The organism is Streptomyces sp. NPDC002055, from assembly GCF_040296705.1.
Taxonomy (GTDB): domain Bacteria; phylum Actinomycetota; class Actinomycetes; order Streptomycetales; family Streptomycetaceae; genus Streptomyces.
The window spans coordinates 191,452-210,169 of sequence record NZ_JBEOXS010000002.1 but is presented as its reverse complement, the minus strand read 5'-3'; the positions used below and the strand labels follow the sequence as shown (position 1 = coordinate 210,169).

At 74.7% G+C, this 18,718-nt stretch carries 12 protein-coding genes; 7 read left to right on the top strand and 5 right to left on the bottom strand.

All coding sequences use genetic code 11. The annotated features are described in order from the left end of the window. Positions 1–8: 8 nt before the first annotated feature. Together ABT112_RS01820 and surE are read right to left on the bottom strand one after the other, a co-directional pair. Positions 9–2,063, bottom strand: coding sequence for an amino acid permease (locus ABT112_RS01820; RefSeq protein ID WP_351504417.1), 2,055 nt, complete (start codon positions 2,061–2,063; stop codon positions 9–11). A gap of 113 nt (positions 2,064–2,176) precedes the next feature. After that, positions 2,177–2,962 (bottom strand): 5'/3'-nucleotidase SurE, encoded by a 786-nt coding sequence (gene surE, locus ABT112_RS01815; RefSeq protein WP_351504415.1) that lies wholly within the window; start codon positions 2,960–2,962, stop codon positions 2,177–2,179. 591 nt (positions 2,963–3,553) lie between these two features. Between surE and ABT112_RS01810 the strand changes: the two genes are divergently transcribed. Together ABT112_RS01810 and ABT112_RS01805 are read left to right on the top strand one after the other, a co-directional pair. Next, positions 3,554–4,219, top strand: a complete 666-nt coding sequence (locus tag ABT112_RS01810; protein WP_351504413.1) for a hypothetical protein — start codon at positions 3,554–3,556, stop codon at positions 4,217–4,219. 201 nt (positions 4,220–4,420) lie between these two features. Further along, entirely contained in the window at positions 4,421–5,119 is a 699-nt protein-coding gene (locus ABT112_RS01805) for a class F sortase (RefSeq protein WP_351504411.1), read from the top strand. 109 nt (positions 5,120–5,228) lie between these two features. Here ABT112_RS01805 and ABT112_RS01800 read toward each other — a convergent pair whose 3' ends face one another. Then, positions 5,229–6,044, bottom strand: a complete 816-nt coding sequence (locus tag ABT112_RS01800; RefSeq protein ID WP_351504409.1) for a histidine phosphatase family protein — start codon at positions 6,042–6,044, stop codon at positions 5,229–5,231. A 35-nt stretch (positions 6,045–6,079) separates the two neighbouring features. After that, entirely contained in the window at positions 6,080–6,832 is a 753-nt protein-coding gene (locus tag ABT112_RS01795; RefSeq protein WP_351504407.1) for an SDR family NAD(P)-dependent oxidoreductase, read from the bottom strand. Positions 6,833–7,064: 232 nt separating this feature from the next. Here ABT112_RS01795 and ABT112_RS01790 point away from each other — a divergent pair, with 232 nt between their 5' ends. From ABT112_RS01790 to ABT112_RS01770, 5 genes are all read left to right on the top strand, one after another. Then, positions 7,065–8,390 carry an aspartate aminotransferase family protein gene (locus tag ABT112_RS01790; RefSeq protein ID WP_351504405.1) on the top strand — a complete coding sequence of 442 codons (1,326 nt, stop codon included), beginning with the start codon at positions 7,065–7,067 and terminating at the stop codon, positions 8,388–8,390. After that, positions 8,390–9,952 (top strand): class I adenylate-forming enzyme family protein, encoded by a 1,563-nt coding sequence (locus ABT112_RS01785; protein ID WP_351504403.1) that lies wholly within the window; start codon positions 8,390–8,392, stop codon positions 9,950–9,952. The genes ABT112_RS01790 and ABT112_RS01785 overlap by 1 nt, the downstream gene beginning before the upstream one ends. Positions 9,953–10,191: 239 nt before the next feature. Then, on the top strand, positions 10,192–11,421 hold the full coding sequence (locus tag ABT112_RS01780) for a ketoacyl-ACP synthase III family protein (protein ID WP_351504401.1): 1,230 nt from the start codon (positions 10,192–10,194) through the stop codon (positions 11,419–11,421). Next, positions 11,415–16,709, top strand: coding sequence for a type I polyketide synthase (locus ABT112_RS01775; protein WP_351504399.1), 5,295 nt, complete (start codon positions 11,415–11,417; stop codon positions 16,707–16,709). The genes ABT112_RS01780 and ABT112_RS01775 overlap by 7 nt, the downstream gene beginning before the upstream one ends. A gap of 174 nt (positions 16,710–16,883) precedes the next feature. Next, positions 16,884–17,645, top strand: coding sequence for an alpha/beta fold hydrolase (locus tag ABT112_RS01770; protein ID WP_351504397.1), 762 nt, complete (start codon positions 16,884–16,886; stop codon positions 17,643–17,645). Between the two features lie 108 nt (positions 17,646–17,753). On the opposite strand, the gene ABT112_RS01765 is transcribed toward ABT112_RS01770, so the two are convergent. Continuing rightward, the gene (locus ABT112_RS01765) at positions 17,754–18,716 is read right to left on the bottom strand and encodes a Gfo/Idh/MocA family protein (protein WP_351504395.1); all 963 of its coding nucleotides are present in this window, start codon (positions 18,714–18,716) and stop codon (positions 17,754–17,756) included. Positions 18,717–18,718: the final 2 nt, after the last annotated feature.

The following is an 18,718-nucleotide window of genomic DNA, read 5'->3' as shown; positions in this document are numbered from 1 at the left end:
GGCCCGCCTCAGGACCCCGTGTCCCCGGAACCGCCGGACGGCTGCCGCGGCCGGGACGGCGGCGGCTCCCCCCGCCGGACGGAACCGGGCGCCTGGCCGGGCGAACGCGCCGCGGCGTGGGCTGAGGAGGAGAGCCGCCACGGGACGCTGGTGACCATGATCCCCGGGGTGAACAGCAGCCGGCTCTTCAGGCGCAGCGCGGACTGGTTGTGCAGCGGCTGCTCCCACCAGTGCCCGACCACGTACTCCGGAATGATGACGTTGATCACGTCACGGGGGCCGCTGCCGGCCCCGATGGACCGCACATGGCCGACGATCGCGCGGGTGATCTCCCGGTAGGGGGAGTCCAGCACCTTCAGCGGCACATCGATCCCCGCCTCCTCCCACTGCCGCCGCAGCTGCCGGACGTCCTCCGGCTCCACGGAGGCGGTGACCGCCTCCAGGCTGTCCGGCTTCAGGGCCCGCGCGTACGCCAGCGCCCGCAGCGTCGGCTTGTGCAGGGTGGAGACCGGCACCACGACATGGATGCGCGACGGCGGCAGGTACTCCGCCCGGGGGTCGGTGACGGCCAGCTCGGCCGCGGTGCTGTCGTAGTGGCGCCGGATGCCGCGCATGGTCAGCCACAGCAGGACCGCCGCGGCGACCGCCAGCCACGCGCCTTCGAGGAACTTCGTCACCAGCACGATGACCAGGACCAGACCGGTGATCGCGGCGCCCACCCCGTTGATCACCCGCGCGGTGTGGATCCGGTGGCGCGCCGCCGGATCCGTCCCGGTCCGCAGCGTGCGGTTCCAGTGCCGCACCATGCCGATCTGGGAGAGGGTGAAGGAGGTGAAGACACCCAGGATGTAGAGGTGGATGAGGCTGGTCACCGAGGCCTGGTAGACCCACAGCAGCAGCCCGGCCACCGTGGCCAGCGCGATGATGCCGTTGGAGTACGTCAGCCGGTCCCCGCGCGTGTACAGCTGCCGGGGCAGATAGCGGTGGCGCGCCAACACCGAGGCCAGCAGCGGGAATCCGTTGAACGCCGTGTTGGCCGCCAGGATGAGGATCAGCGCGGTGACCGTCTGGATGTAGTAGAAGCCGAAGCTCTCGTCGCCGCCGAACACCGCGGCCGCCACCTGCGCGATCACGGTGCGCTGCGGAGCGTTCTCGCAGTCGCCGGGGAAGCCGGTCAGCCGGCAGGCGTCGTCCGCGATGTGCACGTCGGAGATCAGTGCCAGCGCCGTCACCCCGGAGAACAGGACGATCGCGATCAGCCCCATCGCCGCCAACGTCGTCGCCGCGTTGCGGGACTTGGGCCGCCGGAAGGCGGGCACCCCGTTCGAGATCGCCTCCACGCCGGTCAGCGCGCTGCTGCCACTGGAGAAGGCGCGGAGGGCCAGCATCACCACCGCCGCGCCGGCGAGATCGGCCTCCCCGGGCTCGGGGCGGATGCCGTAGCCGGCGCTCTGCGCCACCGGCGGGTCCCCGGCCGTCCAGCGGGCCAGCCCGATCGCGCACATGACGAGGACCCCGAGGATGAACAGATAGGTCGGTGCGGCGAAGGCCCGCCCGGATTCGCGCACCCCGCGCAGATTGATCGCGGCCAGCAGCACCACGAACGCCAGCGCCAGGCCCACCCGGGCGTCGTGCAGCGAGGGCACCGCGGAGACGATGTTGTCGACCCCCGCGGCCACCGACACCGCGACCGTCATCACGTAGTCCACCAGCAGGGCGGCGGCCACCACCAGCCCGGAGCGCGGTCCGAGATTGGTGGAGACGACCTCGTAACTGCCGCCCCCGCTGGGATAGGCCCGGACCACCTGACGGTAGGACAGCACCACCACGGCCATCAGCAGCACCACGCCACCGGCCAGCCAGCCGGTGAGGTAGGTGTAGGCCAGACCGCCGACGGTGAGGACCAGCAGCATCTCCTGCGTCGCGTACGCCACCGAGGAGAGCGCGTCCGAAGCGAAGATCGGCAGGGCCAGCCGCTTCGGCAGCTCCGCCGCGTGGGTCTCCTCGCTGCGCAGCGCCCGGCCGATCACCAGCCGCTTGACGATTTCTGCCGCTCTGGCCACAGCAGGGAGCGTAAGGGGGGTGCGTGCCGTACGGGCCCGGGACACGGGCTGCGGTGCCGACACCCTTCGACCGGTGGTACCGGACGGGGGCGGTGCCGTCCGTACCGCGGCGGTCAGGCGGTGGAGCCGGGCGCGATGTCCGGGAGCGGGGGCAGGCCCGCGGCCGGTGCGGCGGTGAGCGGGTGCAGAACGGTGAGGGTGGCGAAGCCGCGGGCCAGGAGATGCGTGTCGGTGTCCGGTTCCGGCGCCGGCGGGGCTGCCGAGAGCGTCATCCGTACGAAGCCCCGGCCCCGTTCGGCGACCGTCGTCCGCACACTGCCGAACGGGGCGAGCCCGGCGTGGCGCAGCCCGCGGATCCGTTCGAGCGGCACGCCGGGCACGTTGACGTTGAACACCGGTGCCGCGATCCGGGTCCGGCACAGCAGCGGGAGCAGCCGGCGCGCGATGTGCGCGGCGCCCGCCCACTCCATGGGCGAGCCCACCTCCACCGAGACGGCCATCGCCGGAAGGCCGTTCACCGCGGCGGTGACGGCCGCCCCGACGGTCCCGGAGTGGACGACCGCGCGCCCCGTGTTCGGCCCGCGGTTGATGCCGGACAGCACCACGTCGGGCGGTGCGCCGAAGGCGCCCTGAGCGGCGATCAGCGCGATGAACCCGGGCATCGCACGGACGCTGTGCGCGGCCACCCCGTCCAGTCCCGGCAGCCGCCGCCGCTCCACGACGACCCGGCCGTGCTCCTCCACGGCCGTCAGGGCGGCGCTGGAGCCGCTGGCCTCCGCGGCGGGCGCGGCCACCGTCACCTCGTGGCCCGCTTCGCGTGCGGCGAGGGCCAGCCACCGCAGCCCCTCCGACCCGATGCCGTCGTCGTTGGTCACCAGTACCCGCAGCGTCCGGCTCACCGGCCGGCTCCCGTCGGGGCGGTCCGGGCGGCGGTGCGGGGCGGGGTGTGCCGGGGGCGGGTCGCGGCACGGCCGTACCCCTCGGAGGCCGGGGCTCCGGAAGACGGGGCCCCGGCGGACGGCCGCGCGCCGTCCGCCGGGTGCCCGGGGCCGGGCGTGTAGCGACCGGGGCGCTCACCGGAGGCGGTGTGCGCCGGCAGTACCGGAGGTCCGAGGGAAGCGGGGTGCCCCGGGTTGCCTGACATGCGCCATATTCTGCCGCTTCCATGGGATTATCTCCCGGGCCGTGACGGGGGCACGCCGACGGATCCCCGACGCCGACGGCGGTGCCCGCACCCCGGCTGACCGGGGCGGACAGCGCGCGGCGACGCGCACTACCCCATCGGGATGACGCCGCACCGCCGCGCCACACCGTCCAATGGGTGATTGTCGGCCGCCGGGCCACTCGTCCAGCCCACGAGGTCCCCCGAATGCTGACTTCTCCAGTGGTGCGGGGTCCTGTTCGGGCCGAGGGTGAGGACGTCGCCACTGCGATCCGATGTGCCGACGACGTGTCAGCCTTCGCAGCCTGCGGCGAAAGGAATCTGTCTCATGCGCACAGCCCGCACCGTTTTCGCATCAGCTGCCATCACCGTGGTTCTCGCTGTCACCGGCCCGGCCGCGAACGCCGTGACCCTGTCCGACGACGGGGGGCGGGACTCGGAGTCCTCCTCCAGCCGCGAGCACGACGGCGATCACGAGAAGTCGTGGGAGGGGCGTAAGCCGCACGGTGGTGTGCACACCGGTGGTGGTGCTCTGGCTCTGTCGTCGATGGATGACGAGGACCATGGCAAGCAGTCCCGTGAGCGTGGGGACCACGAGAAGTCCTGGGAGGGCCGCAAGCCGCACGGCGGCATGCACACCGGTGGCGGGGCCCTCGCCGCGACGCCGGCCGACGACTGGGACCAGGACGGCGGCTCGTCCTCCCGCCGTGAGGACAGCGGTTCGTCCAGCCGTGAGGACAGCGGTTCGTCCAGCCGTGAGGACAGCGGTTCGTCCTCCGGCCGTGACCGCGGCGAGGAGTCCCGTGAGCGTGGGGACCACGAGAAGTCGTGGGAGGGCCGTCGGCCGCACGGTGGTGTGCACACCGGTGGCGGTGGCCTGGCCGAGTCCGGCGGTGGCCTGGCGGCCGGTTCGGCGCTCGCCCTCGGCGGCATCGGTGCCGGCGCGTACATGCTGCGCCGCCGCCGCAACGCCGCGGGTGACGCGGCTGCCTGACCGGGCCGCCCCACTCGGCATGTGCTGTGCCGTCGCGGTCACCGCTCACCGGCGGTGGCCGCGGCGCCTGCATTTCCGCCGCCCCGGGCTCCGCTTACCGGGCCCGTCGCATCCGGAACCCGACACGTTCGCGGTGCCTGACGGACGACGGCTCCGCGCGCTGCTGCTCCATCCGCTCCCACGAAAGGCCTCATCCCACCCATGCCTCCGGTGAAGCCGCCCCAGCCGAACCCGTCCCGGACCGCGCCCCCGTCCCGCCCCTTCGGTCGTGCCCTGCTGTGGCCGGCCCTGCTCGTGGTGTTCGGCGCCCTCGTCCTCCACAACACCTTCGACAGCACCGAGCCGGACGCCAAACCCGAGGCCCCGCCCTCGGCCATGGCCCCTCCGACCCCGGACGCGCCCACCGCCACCCCCACCCGGGCCCCGTCGCTGCCCCGTTCCGCGCCCCGGCGGATCTCGATCCCGGAGATCGCCGTCGACGCGCCGTTCACCCCCCTGACCCTCGGCGCCTCCGGGCAGCTCAACGCACCGCCCGCGGGGGACACCAACCTCGTCGGCTGGTACCGGGACGGAGCCGCACCCGGGGAGCGCGGCGCCTCGATCATCGCGGGGCACGTGGACACCAAGACCGGCCCCGCCGTGTTCGTGCAGCTCGACAAGCTCAGGCCCGGCAGCGACATCCACATCACCCGGGCGGACGGCCGGGTCGTGACCTTCCGGGTCGACTCCGTCGAGACCTTCAGCAAGGCGAACTTCCCCAGCAAGCGGGTGTACGCCGACACCGCCTCGCCCCAGCTCCGCGTGATCACCTGCGGGGGCGAGTACGACCGGAAGGCCAGGGACTACAAGGACAACGTGGTGGTGTTCGCCCATCTGGACTCGTCCCGGAACAGCTACTGACCCGGGTGCCCGCCCGTGGTGGCCGGTCCGCCGGAGCCGCCGGCGCGGACGGCCCCGGCAGACGCCTCCGGCGGAGCCACCCGGGCGGGGCGGGAGTGTGATCGCCGGGTCAGCCCTCCAGCGCGGCGAGGTGCGCCCGGTCGTCGTAGCACGCCAGCCGCCACCCGTCGTCGCCGTGCACGAACTCGTTGATGGAGGTCGGTGCCGGGGAGGTGTCGGTGAACATCTCCGGTGGCGCGATGCCGAGCAGCCCCACCGAGGCCGCCACGATGAACCCCGAGTGGCAGACGACGAGCACACTCTGCCGGGGGCGCTGCCGCACCAGCCGCCCCATGAACCCGCGTGCCCGGCTGAGCAGTTGGGCCCAGCTCTCGCCGCCGGGGGCGAACGGCCGCTCCGGTTCGGCCGTCATGTCGAACCCCCCGTAGTGCTGGCCGTACTCCTGGATGGACAGGCCGTCGGCCCGGCCGAAGTCGAGTTCGCGGACCTCGGTGTCGACCGCCGGCGGGCCGAGCCCCAGGTGGGTGCCCAGGGCCTCGGCGGTCTCCCGGGCCCGCGGTACGGGGCTGGTCAGCAGCGCGTGCAGCGGGTCGGCCCCCGAGGCCAGCCGTTTCGCCAGGTGCGCGGACTGCTCGCGGCCCAGGTCGGTGAGACCGTCGCAGTTCCGCTCCCCGGCGACCAGCCGGTTGACGCTGGCGTGCGACTGCGCGTGCCGGATCAGCAGGATGCGGGAGAGTGCGGAACCTCCCTCCGGGACCGGGGAGCGGCCGCCGGATCCGTGTTCCGGGGCAGGGGCAGGGGCCGGGGCGGGGGCCGGGCCCGGAATCGGCAGGGGAGTCGGGTGGGGGAGTCCGGTGCCGGACGGGCCCGGCGGTGCCTCGTCCGAGTGTCCGCCCGGAAGGTGCGGCCTGGTGGTGTACGTCATCCGTTCCGATGTCCTCGATTCACCGTGTGTGCGGCTCAGTTGAGGTGCCAGCCGCCGTCGACCGTCAGGTGCTGACCGGTGATGAACCCCGCCTCGGGAGAGACCAGGAACGCCACCGCAGCAGCAATATCGTCCGGATGTCCGTGGCGCTTGATGCACTGGCGGGTGAACTCCCGCTCCCGCCAGGAGGGATAGTCGGGGTGGGACCGCTGCTCGGGACTCAGCTCGATCGATCCGGGGCGGACGCCGTTCACGGTGATGCCGTGCGGGCCCAGCTCCCGGGCCAGTGCCCGGACGAGCGCCTCCAGCCCGCCCTTCGCCGCGATGTAGGGGGCGAGTTCGGCCCGCCCCAGCTGGGTGAGCACGGAGGAGATCGCGACGATCCGGCCGGTGGCCCGCGCCACGAGGTGCGGGGTGACCGCCCGGATGCAGGCGGCGTGCGCCAGCAGGTTGATCTCGATCGCGGCCCGGATGTCGTCCCGCGTGGTGTCCGCCCAGGGAGCGTACGGATAGGCACCGGCGTTGCACACCAGAACGTCCAGCCGGGCCCCGTGGGCGGCCACGCCGTCGGTGAACCGGTCCACGGTCTCCGGCAGGGTCAGATCCCCGGTCACCTCACCCAGCACCGCGGCCCCGGCGGACACGGCACGGCCGGTGGTCCGGGCCAGTCCGTCGTCGGCGGCGAGGTGGGTGAGGATCAGATCGTGTGTCGCGGCGAGGCGTACCGTGATCGCGGCTCCCAGGCCCGATCCGGCCCCGGTCACCACGGCGACGGGTCGAGACGGCACTGTTTCCCTCCTCGGTACGGGGGCGGCCACTCCTGCCCGTGCGGCCTCTCCTCTCACTCCGTCCGCAGCCCGCATCCTGTCATCGGGAGCTGTCGGCCGAACCCGTGCAATCCAGCCAATCCGCATGTGCCTGCTGTTGGCGGCAGAGCACTTGCGGCAGGCTGAGAGCCGTCGTTCGATCAGTGCGCAGCCAGGCCAGATCCACCAGAGCCGTTGATGACGGAGGTTCGCAGTGGGAGATTCGGGCGCCACCCGACCGACCAATGCCGGTCTGCTGGAGGACATCAGAGAGGTGGTCGCCGGCGGGGTCAGCAGCAGCATGCGCGCCGCGTCGATTCCGGTGCCACTGGTCGTCCGGCGGGCCCGGGGCTGTCTGCTGTGGGACGTCGAGGACACCGAGATCGTCGACTTCAACATGGGGTACGGACCCCATGTGTTCGGCTACGCCGACCGCGAGGTCCTGGACGAGGTGGCCGACCAGTTCGCCCAGGGGCACATGACCGGACTGCCCCACGCGCAGGACGCGGAGGCCGGGGCCCTCATCGCCGAGCTGGTCCCCGGTGTGGAACAGGTACGGTTCGCCAACTCCGGTACGGAGGCCATCACCTCGGTCCTGCGGCTCGCCCGTGCCGCCACCGGACGCTCCCTGGTGGTCACCTTCGAGGGCCACTACCACGGGTGGAGCGAGACCGTGCTCCGGGTGGGCAAGAACACCCTGCACCTGCAGGGTCACGAACCGACCGACGTCGTCCCCGGCGCACCGGGGATGATCCCGGAAGCCCTGGCCCACACCCGCCAGCTGCCGTGGAACGACGAGCAGGCGGTGCGCGACCTCTTCGCCCGCTGCGGGGACCGCATCGCCGCGGTCATCCTGGAACCGGTCCTGGTCAACGCCTGTGTGATCCCGCCCGCCCCGGGCTTCCTCGAACTCCTCCGCGACCTCACCACCCGCAGCGGCGCGAAGCTCGTCTTCGACGAGGTGATCACCGGCTTCCGGGTGGCCCGCGGCGGCGCTCAGGAACGCTACGGCGTCGAGCCCGACCTCACCGTGCTCTCCAAGGTCCTCGGCGGGGGATTCCCGGTCGCCGCCTTCGGCGGACGGAAGTCCGCGATGACCATGCTCGCCTCCAACGAGGCACACCACGCGGGCGTGTACGCGGGCAACCACGCGGCGCTCCGGGCCGTCGTCGCCATGCTGCGGAAGATCCGCGCGACCCCCGGGCTGTACGAGGAGCTGGAGGACATCGGCGCCTACGCGGAGCAGTCGCTGCGCGAGGTGTTCGCCGCGGAGAAGCGGAACGTGCTGATCAGCCGGGTCGGTTCCATCATGTCGGTCTCCCTGCTCAAGCGCCCCGTTCGGAGCGGCGCGGGGCTCCGGGAGACCGCGTCCGCCATCGACTTCTCCCACCACCGCAGGTTCCAGATGCAGGCCCAGCGGGCCGGAGTCTACTTCCACCCCAATGCGCTGGAACCCTGGTTCCTCAGCACCGCACACACCAGGGAAGTCATCGACAAGGCATCAGGGGCCCTGAGCAGGGCTCTGATCAGCCTGGTGTGATGACGTCCCCAGCGGTGTCCGGGGCGGACGCCTCCGCGGCGCGGGAGGAACTGCTCCTGCGCCTCCGCGAACAGGCCGGGCGACTGGGGGACACCCCCCTGATCATCGAGGGCGGCCACACCACCGGCGCGCGACAGCTCGTCGAACGCGTGGACGCCAGGATCCGGGCGTACCGCGCGTGCGGCGTGGGGGAGTCCGCGCTCGTGGGCACCCTCGCCTGGCCGCCCGCCGAATTCATCAGCGATCTGTTCACGATCGTCGCCGTGGGCGCCGTCGCCGTCCCGCTGCCGCGCCGGCTCACCGCATGGGAGCTGGAGCGGCTCCGGGCCCGCCTTCCGCTCACCCACCTCGCCACCCCGCGGGACAGCCCGCTGACACTGCGCACGGCCGCCGGCGTGCACGGCGAACGGTCCCTGAGCCGCGGCCCGGACCGACGGCACGAGGCGTACCGGCAGGCCGCCACCGCACAGATCACCTCCGGCACCACCGGGGTGCCGCGGGCCGCGCTGCGCTCCGCCGCCGCCCTGCTCGCCGAGGCCGACCACTACCGCACGGCGCTGGACCTCTCCCCGTCCGGGCTGCTGGCCTGCCCCGTACCGCTCCAGCACGCCTACGGGTTCGGCCTCTGCGCGGTGGCCGCCCCTCTCGCCGGCGCCCCGGTCCGGTACCTCTCGGCCGAACGGCCGCGGCTGCTGCTCCGGGATCTCGCCGAGGCCGGCGTGTCGCTCTTCGTCGGTGTGCCCCCGATGCTGCGGCTGCTCGCCAAGGCGGCGCGCGACGAACTGCCCGGGCCCCCGGTCGGGTTCCTGTCCGCCGGGATGCCGCTGGACGCCCACACGGCCGGGGCGGTCGCGAGCCGGCTGGGCGGCCGGATCGGCCAGGTCTACGGCACCACCGAGACCGGGCCCATCTGCGTCCGCGCCCCGCTGCCCTGGAGCGAGGACCTCCGCTGGCCCGGCCCGCCGCTGCCGGGTGTGGCCGTACGCCTGACCGACCCGGACGGGGGCGGCTCCGGGCCGGCGCCGTCACCGGCGGAACGGTCCGCGGCGCCGGACGGGCACGGCGACGGGGCCGACGGTGGCGCCGAGGAGGCCGTTGCCCGAGCCGGCGTGGCGGCCGGCCGGGCCGACGGACTGGTCACCGTCGCCTCGCCCTCGATGATGTCCGGATACGCCGAGGGCGGGACGGTCGACGCCCGGCCCCTGCGAGGCGGGTTCGTCACCGGCGACCTCGCCCGCTGGGAGGGTGACGCACTCGTCCTCGCGGGGCGGCTGTCCACCTGCATCAACGTCGCCGGTGTCAAGATCAGTCCCGAGGAGATCGAAGCCGCGCTGCTCGCCCACCCGGCGGTCGCCTCCTGTCTGGTGACCGGCCACGCCGATCCGGTGCTGGGGCAGCGCATCAAGGCCACCGTCACGCCGGACACCGTCGGCCTCGCCGAACTGGAGCGGTTCTGCCGCGAACGGCTCTCGCCCGCCCAGGTGCCGCATCTGTTCACCGCGGTCGCGTCGCTGCCGACGACCGAGACCGGCAAGGTCATCCGGCCGAGGGGCGGAGAGTAGACGCACGTGTGCCGCAGCCATCCGCTCCCCGGGCCGTGCGCCCACGGTCCGCCTCCCCGTGTACCGCCGGCCCCCGGGCCCGTCCCCGGAGCGCGCCCTCAGGGGCCGCGCGTCCGCGGGCGGCCGTCCCGTACGGCCGCGGCACCCACCGGCCCCCAGCACCACGGTGTTCAAGGCATTCCCCGGGCGGTCCCGTTCGGCCTGCCTGAACGCGCCAGACCCACCCGGAGGAGAACGACGTGAGAATCGAAGGCATCCACCTGGCGGCCACCGGGGCGTACATCCCGCCCCGGGTGAGCACCCGGGAGGCGGTCGAGCGCGGCTGGTACGAACAGGAGCTGGTCGACTCCTGCGGATGGCGGAGCATCGCCGTGGCGGACGGCACGCCCGCCCCCGACATGGCGGTGGCCGCCGCGCGGCAGGCGTTCGAGCGCTCCGGTCTCGGCCGCGAGGACATCGACCTCCTGGTCCACACCTGCGCGTACCACCAGGGCCCGGACGGCTGGTCCGCGCCGCACTACATCCTGCGCGGCACCCTCAACACCCCCATCCCGGCCCTCACGGTGGACCAGGGGTGCAACGGCTTCCTCGCCGGGATCGAGACGGCCACGCAGTATCTGCTGGCCGCGCCGGGGCGGACCGGTGCCCTGGTGACCAGCGCCGACAACTTCGGCGCCCCGTCGGTGGACCGGTGGCACGCCCACCGCGACGCCGTGCTCGCCGACGCCGGAACGGCCGTCGTGCTGAGCAAGCGCCCCGGCTGGGCCCGGCTCCGCTCCGTGGAATCCGTGTCGCTCCCGGAGTTCGAGGTGCTGAACCGGGGGCACGAGCCGCTCTTTCCCCCCGCGCTCACCGTGGGCAAGCAACTCGACATGAACGAGCACCTCGAAGCGATGATCGAGGAACTCGGCCCGCAGGCGTCCCGGATCGTCCAGGACTACGGTGCGGCCGGCGGCAAGCTCGTCGAGCAGCTGACGGCCGAGGCCGGCATCGCGGTGTCCGACCTCACCGCCGTCCTCCACCTCGGCGCCGGGACGACGGCCTTCCTGGAGAGCCATCTGCAGCCCATGGGGCTCGACGCGGCCCTGGGCGACGTGGCGTACTTCCGCGAGGTGGGCCACGCCGGTGCCTGCGACATCGGACTGCAGCTCAACCACCTGGCGGAGGACGGTCTGTTGAGCGTCGGGGACCATCTCCTGATGCTCAGCTCCGGCCCCGGCATCATGATCACCGCCGCGGTGGTGGAGGTGATGACGCCGCCCGCGCTCGGCACGGCGGAGGGGGCACGGACGGACGCGGCCCCGGCCACCGGCAGCACCTCCGGAGCCACCGCGGGCACCGGCGGCACGGCCGCCCCGGACGCAGGGAGCACGGCCACCCCGGCCACCGGCATCGCAGCCGCGCAGGGCACCAGCACCAGCACCGGCACCGGCACCGGCACCGGCACGGACCGGGGCGCGGCGTGGTGACCGGCGGTCCGGCGGACCGGGTGCCGCCCGGCGCACCCCCCGAGCCCCTCGCCGTCATCGGGCTGAGCTGCCGCTTCCCCGGCGGCGCCGACTCCCCGGACTCCTTCTGGGAGCTGCTGACCCGGGGGACCGACGCGACCCGGGACGGCGCGGACCGGTGGGCGGCGTACACCACCGGCGGTCACGACACCGCGGCCGTGGTGCGCGGCACCACCAGCCGCGGGGGGTTCCTCCACGACATCGAGGGCTTCGACGCGGCCTTCTTCGGGATCTCCCGCCGCGAGGCCGAACTCATGGACCCGCAGCAGCGGTTGCTCCTGGAGCTGGCCTGGGAGGCCTTCGAGCACGCCGGGATCCCGCCGCTCGGCCTGGCCGGATCGGACTGCGGGGTCTTCGTCGGGGTCGGATCCGACGACTACGGCCGCCGGCTGCTGGAGGACCTGCCCGGGATCGAACCCTGGACCGGGATCGGCGCCGCGCTCTGCGCCACCGCCAACCGCATCTCCCACAGCCTCGACCTGCGCGGGCCCAGCCTCGCGGTGGACACCGCCTGCTCCTCGTCGCTGGTCGGTGTGCACCTCGCGTGCCAGAGCCTGCGCTCCGGCGAGAGCGGCCTCGCCCTCGCCGCCGGGGTGAACCTGATGGTCGCGCCGGGGCTCTCGGTGACGCTCGACCGCGCCGGAGCGACCTCTCCCGACGGCCGCAGCAAGTCCTTCGACGCCGCGGCCGACGGCTACGGCCGCGGCGAGGGCGCGGGCGTCCTGGTGCTGAAGCGCCTGGCCGACGCCCGGCGCGCGGGGGACCCGGTCCTGGCCGTCATCCGGGGCAGCGCCGTGAGCCAGGACGGCCACACCGAGGGCATCATGGCTCCCAGCGGCACCGCGCAGGCCGAACTCCTGCGCCGGGCCTACGCGTCCTGCGGCATCGACCCGCGGACGGTCGACTACGTCGAGGCGCACGGCACGGGCACCGTGGCGGGGGACCCGCTGGAGGCCTCGGCGCTCGCCGCCGTCCTCGGAGCGGGCCGGCCGGCCGGCCGGCCGTGCCTCATCGGCTCGGTGAAGTCCAACATCGGCCACCTCGAAGCCGGTTCCGGCATGGCCGGGATGATCAAGACGGTGCTGGCGCTCCGCCGTGCGGAGATCCCGCCGACCCTGCGCTTCAGCGGCCCCAACCCGGCCATTCCCTGGGCGGATTCGGGCCTCCGGCTCACCGCGGACCGTACGCCCTGGCCGCCCGGGGACCGCCCCCGACGGGCCGGCGTCTCCAGCTTCGGCTACGGGGGCACCATCGCCCATGTGGTGCTGGAAGAGGCGCCCGCGGTGCGGGAGGAGCCGGCGCCCGGACCGGCGGACGCCGTCCCGCGCCTCTTCCCGCTCTCCGCCCGCTCCGGCGCCGCCGGCCGTGCGGACGCGGGCCGGCTCGCCGACTGGCTGAGCGGCCCGGGAGCCCAGGTGCCGCTCGGTGCCGTCGGACACACCCTCGGCTCGCGCCGCAGCCACCTCGAATGGCGGTCGGCGGTGGTGGCCACCGGCCACAAGGAGCTCACCGCCCGGCTCCGCGGCCTCGCCGAGGGCGACTCCTGCCCGGGCACCGTCACCGGCGGGGTGCCGGCCGAGCCCGGGCCCGGCCCCGTCTGGGTGTTCTCCGGGCACGGCGCGCAGTGGAGCGGCATGGGCCGGGACCTCCTCGCCGGCGCCCCCGGGTTCGCCGCTGCCGTCGACCGGATCGGCCCCGCCTTCGCCGAGGAACTCGGTGTCACCGCACGGCAGTTGATCGAGGCCGGCGACATCGCCCGGGTCGATCTCGTGCAGCCGATGCTCTTCGCGGTCCAGCTGGGTCTGGCCGCCGTGTGGCAGTCGCTGGGCGTCCGGCCGGCCGCGGTGATCGGCCACTCCGTGGGGGAGATCGCCGCCGCGGTCGTGGCCGGCATGCTGAGCGAGGAGGACGGCGCCCGGCTGGTCTGCCGGCGCAGCGCACTGCTGCGCCGGGTGGCCGGCGCCGGCGGCATGCTGATGGTCGGCCTGCCCGCCGACGCGGTGGCCGCCCGGCTGGGCGGCACCGGACTGGTCCCGGCCATCCTGGCGTCGCCGCACTCCACCGTGGTCGCCGGCGACACCGCCGACATCGAGGCCGTCGCCGCCGCACTCGGGCGGGACGAGGAGCTGGTGGTCCGCCGGGTGGCCACCGATGTGGCCTTCCACAGCCCGCACATGGATCCGTTGCTCGACGAACTCGTCGCGGCGGCAGCGCAGTTCACCGTGAGCGCGCCCCGCGTCCCGGTGTACAGCACGGCGCTGGACGACCCGCGGGACGGATCGGCGCGCGACGGCGCCTACTGGGCGGCCAACCTCCGCAATCCGGTGCGGTTCCGCCACGCGGTGCAGGCGGCGGCCGAGGACGGCTTCCGCGTCTTCCTCGAAGTCTCCGCCCACCCCGTCACCGGCCATTCCCTCCAGGAGACGCTGGAGGCGGCCGGCGCGGGCGAGAGCTGTGTCGCCGGATCGCTCCGCCGCGACCGGCCCGAACGGGAACAACTCCTGCTGAACGCAGGCCTCCTGCACTGCCACGGCGTCCCCCTCGACTGGCCGTCGCTGCACCCCGGCGGCCCGCCCGCGCCGCTCCCGAACCGGACGTGGCACCGGCAGCGGTACTGGCGGGAGCCTGTCGCCCGGGACACCGGAAGGGTCCGGCCCGAGGTGTCCGGCCGGACGCTGCTCGGCTCCCGTGTCACCCTGGCCGGGTCCACCCCGCTGGACCTGTGGAGCGGCCGGGCCGACCGGGAGTCCCGGCCCTATCCGGGCAGCCACACCATCCAGGGCGTCGAGATCGTCCCGGCCTCCGTGGTGCTGGAGACGTTCCTGCGGGCCGGCCCGGACCGGGACGGCGAACAGGCGCTGCGCGACGTCGCCTTCGCCGTCCCCCTGACGCTGGAGGAGGCCCGGGAGATCGATGTCATCGCCCAGGACGGCACTCTGCGGCTGCACTCCCGGGCGGCCGGACCGGAGCCGGGCGACGAGACCCGGCCGTGGCTGACCCATGCCACCGCCCGGCGGACCGGCCCCGCCGGGTCGCCGCCCGTCCCGTCGGCCGACGCCGGCCCCGGCACCGCGCTATCACCCGACCTGATCACCCGTCACCTCGCCTCGGTCGGCGTGCCCGGCATGGCCTTCCCCTGGCAGGTGCACCGGCTGGAACGGACCGCCGGGGGCCTGCGCGCCGAGGTCACCGCACCGGACGGCTCCGGCACCGAACCCCCCGCCTGGGCACCGCTGTTCGATGCCGCGCTGTCCATCGTCCCCGCCGCCTTCTCCGGGCCCGCGGTCCTCCGGGTGGTCTCCGCGGTCGCCCGGACATGGACCGCCGGTCGTCCGCCCGTCCGGGCCCGGATCGACGTCACGGTCACCGGCTCGGTCACCGCCGCCGACGCCGGTGCGGACGTGCGGATCGCGGACGAGGACGGACGGACCGTCGCGGTGCTGGAGGGTGTGCGGTACGCCGGGTCCGGAACCGGACTCCGGGCGGCCGCCACGCCGGACGAACTGCTGCACCGCACCGAGTGGCGCCCGCTGCCCGGTGGCGGGACGGACGCCGCCCGTGCCCCGCTCACCCTGCTGCTGACCGGCCCGGACGGCCCGCTGCGCGAGCGTCTCCGGTCGGTCGCCGCCGCGGCGGGACACCGGTGCCTGCCGGTGGTCGGCCCGGAGGGCCTCGACGCACCGCAGGCTCCGGACGGCCCGGTGGAGGTGCTGGTCCTCCCGGCCGAGGACACCGGAGGGGCGCAGACCGCCGGCCGGGCGGGCACCGGCACCGAGCCCGATGGCGGGGCCGACGGGCTCGCGGCCCGGAACGCCTGGCTGCTCGCCCGGACCGCCCAGCGGATGGCCGCGTGGCCCCCGGGCGCGGGCCGGCTCTGGTCGCTCACCACCGGAGTCCGCGAGGCCCGCGACCTCACCGCGGTGGCGCAGGCCGCCCGTTGGGGGCTCGGGCGGGTGATCGCCGGCGAGCACCCCGAGATCTGGGGCGGCACCCTCGACCTCGGTCCCGACGGTGCCGACGCCGACCTGCGTGCCGCGCTGGAGGTGATCGCCCGGCGCCCGGACGAGGACGTCATCGCCCTCCGGGACGGCACGCCGCTGGCCGCCCGGCTGGTCCGTGCCGCCGCACCGACCGGGCCGACCGCCCCGTTCCGGTGCCGGCCGGACGGCAGTTATCTGATCACCGGCGGACTCGGCAGCCTCGGCGGCGCGATCGGCCGCCGGCTGGTGGACCGCGGGGCCCGCCGGCTGGTGCTCCTCGGACGCGGCACGCTGCCGCCCCGCACGGCCTGGTCGCACCCGCGGGACGCGGACGAGGCCCGCCGGATCGAGACCGTCCGCGGTCTGGAAGCCCTCGGCGCGACGGTCCGCGTGCTCTCCGCCGACATCGCCGACACCGGCGCGGTCGCCGCCGCACTCCATCCCGACGCGCTGGACATGCCGCCGGTCCGCGGCGTCGTGCACGCCGCCGGGGTGCTGGACGACCGGCTGCTCGGCCGGCTCGACCAGGACTCGCTGCGGGCGGTGCTCCGCCCGAAGGCCGGGGGCGCGCTCACCCTCGCCCGGCTCTTCCCTCCGGGCAGTCTCGACTTCCTGGTGCACTTCTCCTCCTGCGGCCAACTGCTCGGCCTCACCGGCCAGGCCGCCTACGCCTCGGCCAACGCCTTCCTGGACGCCATGGCCGTGCACGACCGTGCCCGGGGCGCCTCCGGCACCATGAGTCTCGGCTGGACGTCCTGGCGGGGCATGGGCATGGCGGTCAACGAGGCCGTGGACGCCGAGCTGCGCGCCTCCGGGGTGGGGGACATCGCCGAGGCCGAGGCGTTCGGGGCCTGGGAGCGGGCCGCCGGGCTGGACGAGCCGCACCTGGCCGTGCTGCGGACGGTGCCGCTCCCCGCGGGAGCGACCCGCCCGCGCCTGCTGGCCGATCTCGCGACGGACACCGCCGAGGGGCCGGGCCCGGCCGGCTCCGAGTGCGCGGGCGGCATCTGGGAGCTGCCGCCCGACGAACTCCGGGCCCGGCTGCACGAGGAGACCGTCACCCAGGTCGCCCAGGAGCTGCGGCTCGACCCGGCGGAGCTCGAACCGGACCGCTCCTTGCTGAAGTCGGGCATGGACTCCGTCCTGGCGATCGTCATCCGCCGGCGGCTGGAGGCGCGGCTCGGCCGCAAGCTGCCGGCCAATCTCATCTGGCACCGGCAGACCGTGGCGGCGGTGGTGGACTACCTCGTCGACAGCGCACGCCCGTGACGGCGGCCCGTGCCGCCACGGCAGCCGCCGGGCGGCATGGGCGCACCCCCTCGTGCCCGCCGCGTCTTCCGGGTGCCGCGCCCGGAAGACGCGGCGGGCGGGGGCGGGCACAACGCCCCGGCCCCGTACGGACGTTCAGCGGACAGGCCGGTCGTCCCCGAGTAGCATCATGGTATGCCGTATGATGAGACGGTTTATCCGGATACTGCTTCCGCCGGTGCGGTGCCCCTGAGCTTCCGGGACATCGGCGACCCGTCCGGCGCCCCGGTCGTCCTGCTGCACGCGCTGGGGAACACCGGGCGCACCTGGGACGCCCTCGCCACCGTGCTGGCCGACCGGGGGCGCCGCGTCATCGTGCCGGACCTCCGGGGCCACGGGCGCAGTCCGCGCCCCGGCCACTACACCTACGCACTGATGCGGGAGGACGTGACGGCGCTGCTGGACCGGCAGGGCGTCGGCACGGTCGACCTGGTGGGGCATTCCATGGGCGGTCACATCGCCTGGCTCATCGCCCAGCACCGGCCCGGACGGGTCCGCCGCCTGGTCATCGAGGACGCCCCGCCGCCGCCCCGTGACGCCGCGGGCGAGGCCGCGCTGCGGGCCCGCACCGCGCACGCCGGCGGGCGGCCGGTGATGGCGCTCTTCCAGGAGTTCCTCGATCTGCGGCGCTCCCGGGGCATGGACCGCGGCGCGATCCGGCCGGTCATCGACGGACTGCGCAGCCCCGACCCGGCCTGGTGGCGGAAGCTGCCGCTGGTGTCCGCCGAGACCCTGGTCGTCAGTGGCGGACCGGGCAGTCCGGTGTCCCGGTCGCTGCTGGCCGAGGTGGCCGCCACCGTTCCGCGGGGGAGCTTCCTCGCCATCGACGCGGGCCACTATGTGCACCGGACGGAACCGGAGCGGTTCGGTGCCGCGGTGACGGCCTTCCTCCGCTGAAACCTTGCCCGACACCCGGCTGACACCCCGGTGGAAACCTGGTCCGACACCCGCCCCCGGGGCGGCGCCGTGTCCGGCCGCCACCGCGCCGGGCGGCCGGATGCGGCGTCACCCCAGCAGTGCGGCGGCGGACACCGGACGCGCCCGTTCGTAGGCGGCCTGCACCAGCAGTTGCAGCCCCAGGGCCTCCTGGGCGGTCGCGATCGCGGACGGGGCGGTGCCCGTCACCACATCGAACCAACCGGAGATCGCGGCCAGCTCCGGCCGCCCCCCGGCCTCGACCACCGTGCCGTCGGCCAGGCGCAGTTCCCCCCGCCGCAGATCCAGCACATGGGTGCCGGAGCTGGTGCGCACGGTCACCGCCATCGCCAGCCGCCGTCCGGCCCGGTCGATCCGCAGGGTCGCCGGAACGCCCTGGAACGACAGCCCGACCCTGGCCCGCTCCTCCACCTCCGCCGAGTCGACCTCGCAGCTGTGCACGTCCGGCCGGCCGAAGACGGTGACCAGGATGTCCAGGGCGTGCAGCCCGAGGTCCAGCAGCGCCCCGCCCCCGGCCCGCCGCGCGTCGCCGTACCAGGGGGTGCAGGCGCGCCACACCCGGTCGCCCGGGGTGACGAAGGTCAGCTCGATCTCCTGGGTGCCGTCCCGGGCCACCTCGGTGAACGGCTTCAGCAGCTCGTGGAACCGGTACGGCAGGTTGACGCTGAGGAGCCGGTCGGCGTCGGGGTGCGCCGCGATGGCCCGCGCCGCGTCGATCCCCGCGGCGAGCGGCTTCTCGCACAGCACCGCGACCCCGGCGTCCAGCGCCGCGAGCACCGCCTCGGCATGGGCGTCGTTCGGGGTGCAGACGCTGATCACGTCCGGGGCGGTCTCCTTCAGCAGCCGGTCGACCGAGGAACCGGTCCACACCCCGGGCCGGTCCGCGAACAGCGCCTCCGCCCGCCCGGCGTCCAGGTCGACGGCGCCGACCGGTTCGATGTCGTCCCGGGCGTCGGCGCAGGGCAGGTGGTAGCGCTGGAACACTCTGCCGCAGCCCACACCGGCGAAGCGGGATCTCCGTGCATCGGACATCG

Bases quoted from the DNA above. Each gene is read 5' to 3' on its own strand.
- ABT112_RS01765 (WP_351504395.1), bottom strand. From the start codon at position 18,716: ATGTCCGATGCACGGAGATCCCGCTTCGCCGGTGTGGGCTGCGGCAGA.
- ABT112_RS01810 (WP_351504413.1), top strand. From the start codon at position 3,554: ATGCGCACAGCCCGCACCGTTTTCGCATCAGCTGCCATCACCGTGGTT.
- ABT112_RS01770 (WP_351504397.1), top strand. From the start codon at position 16,884: ATGCCGTATGATGAGACGGTTTATCCGGATACTGCTTCCGCCGGTGCG.
- ABT112_RS01805 (WP_351504411.1), top strand. From the start codon at position 4,421: ATGCCTCCGGTGAAGCCGCCCCAGCCGAACCCGTCCCGGACCGCGCCC.
- ABT112_RS01800 (WP_351504409.1), bottom strand. From the start codon at position 6,044: ATGACGTACACCACCAGGCCGCACCTTCCGGGCGGACACTCGGACGAG.
- ABT112_RS01785 (WP_351504403.1), top strand. From the start codon at position 8,390: ATGACGTCCCCAGCGGTGTCCGGGGCGGACGCCTCCGCGGCGCGGGAG.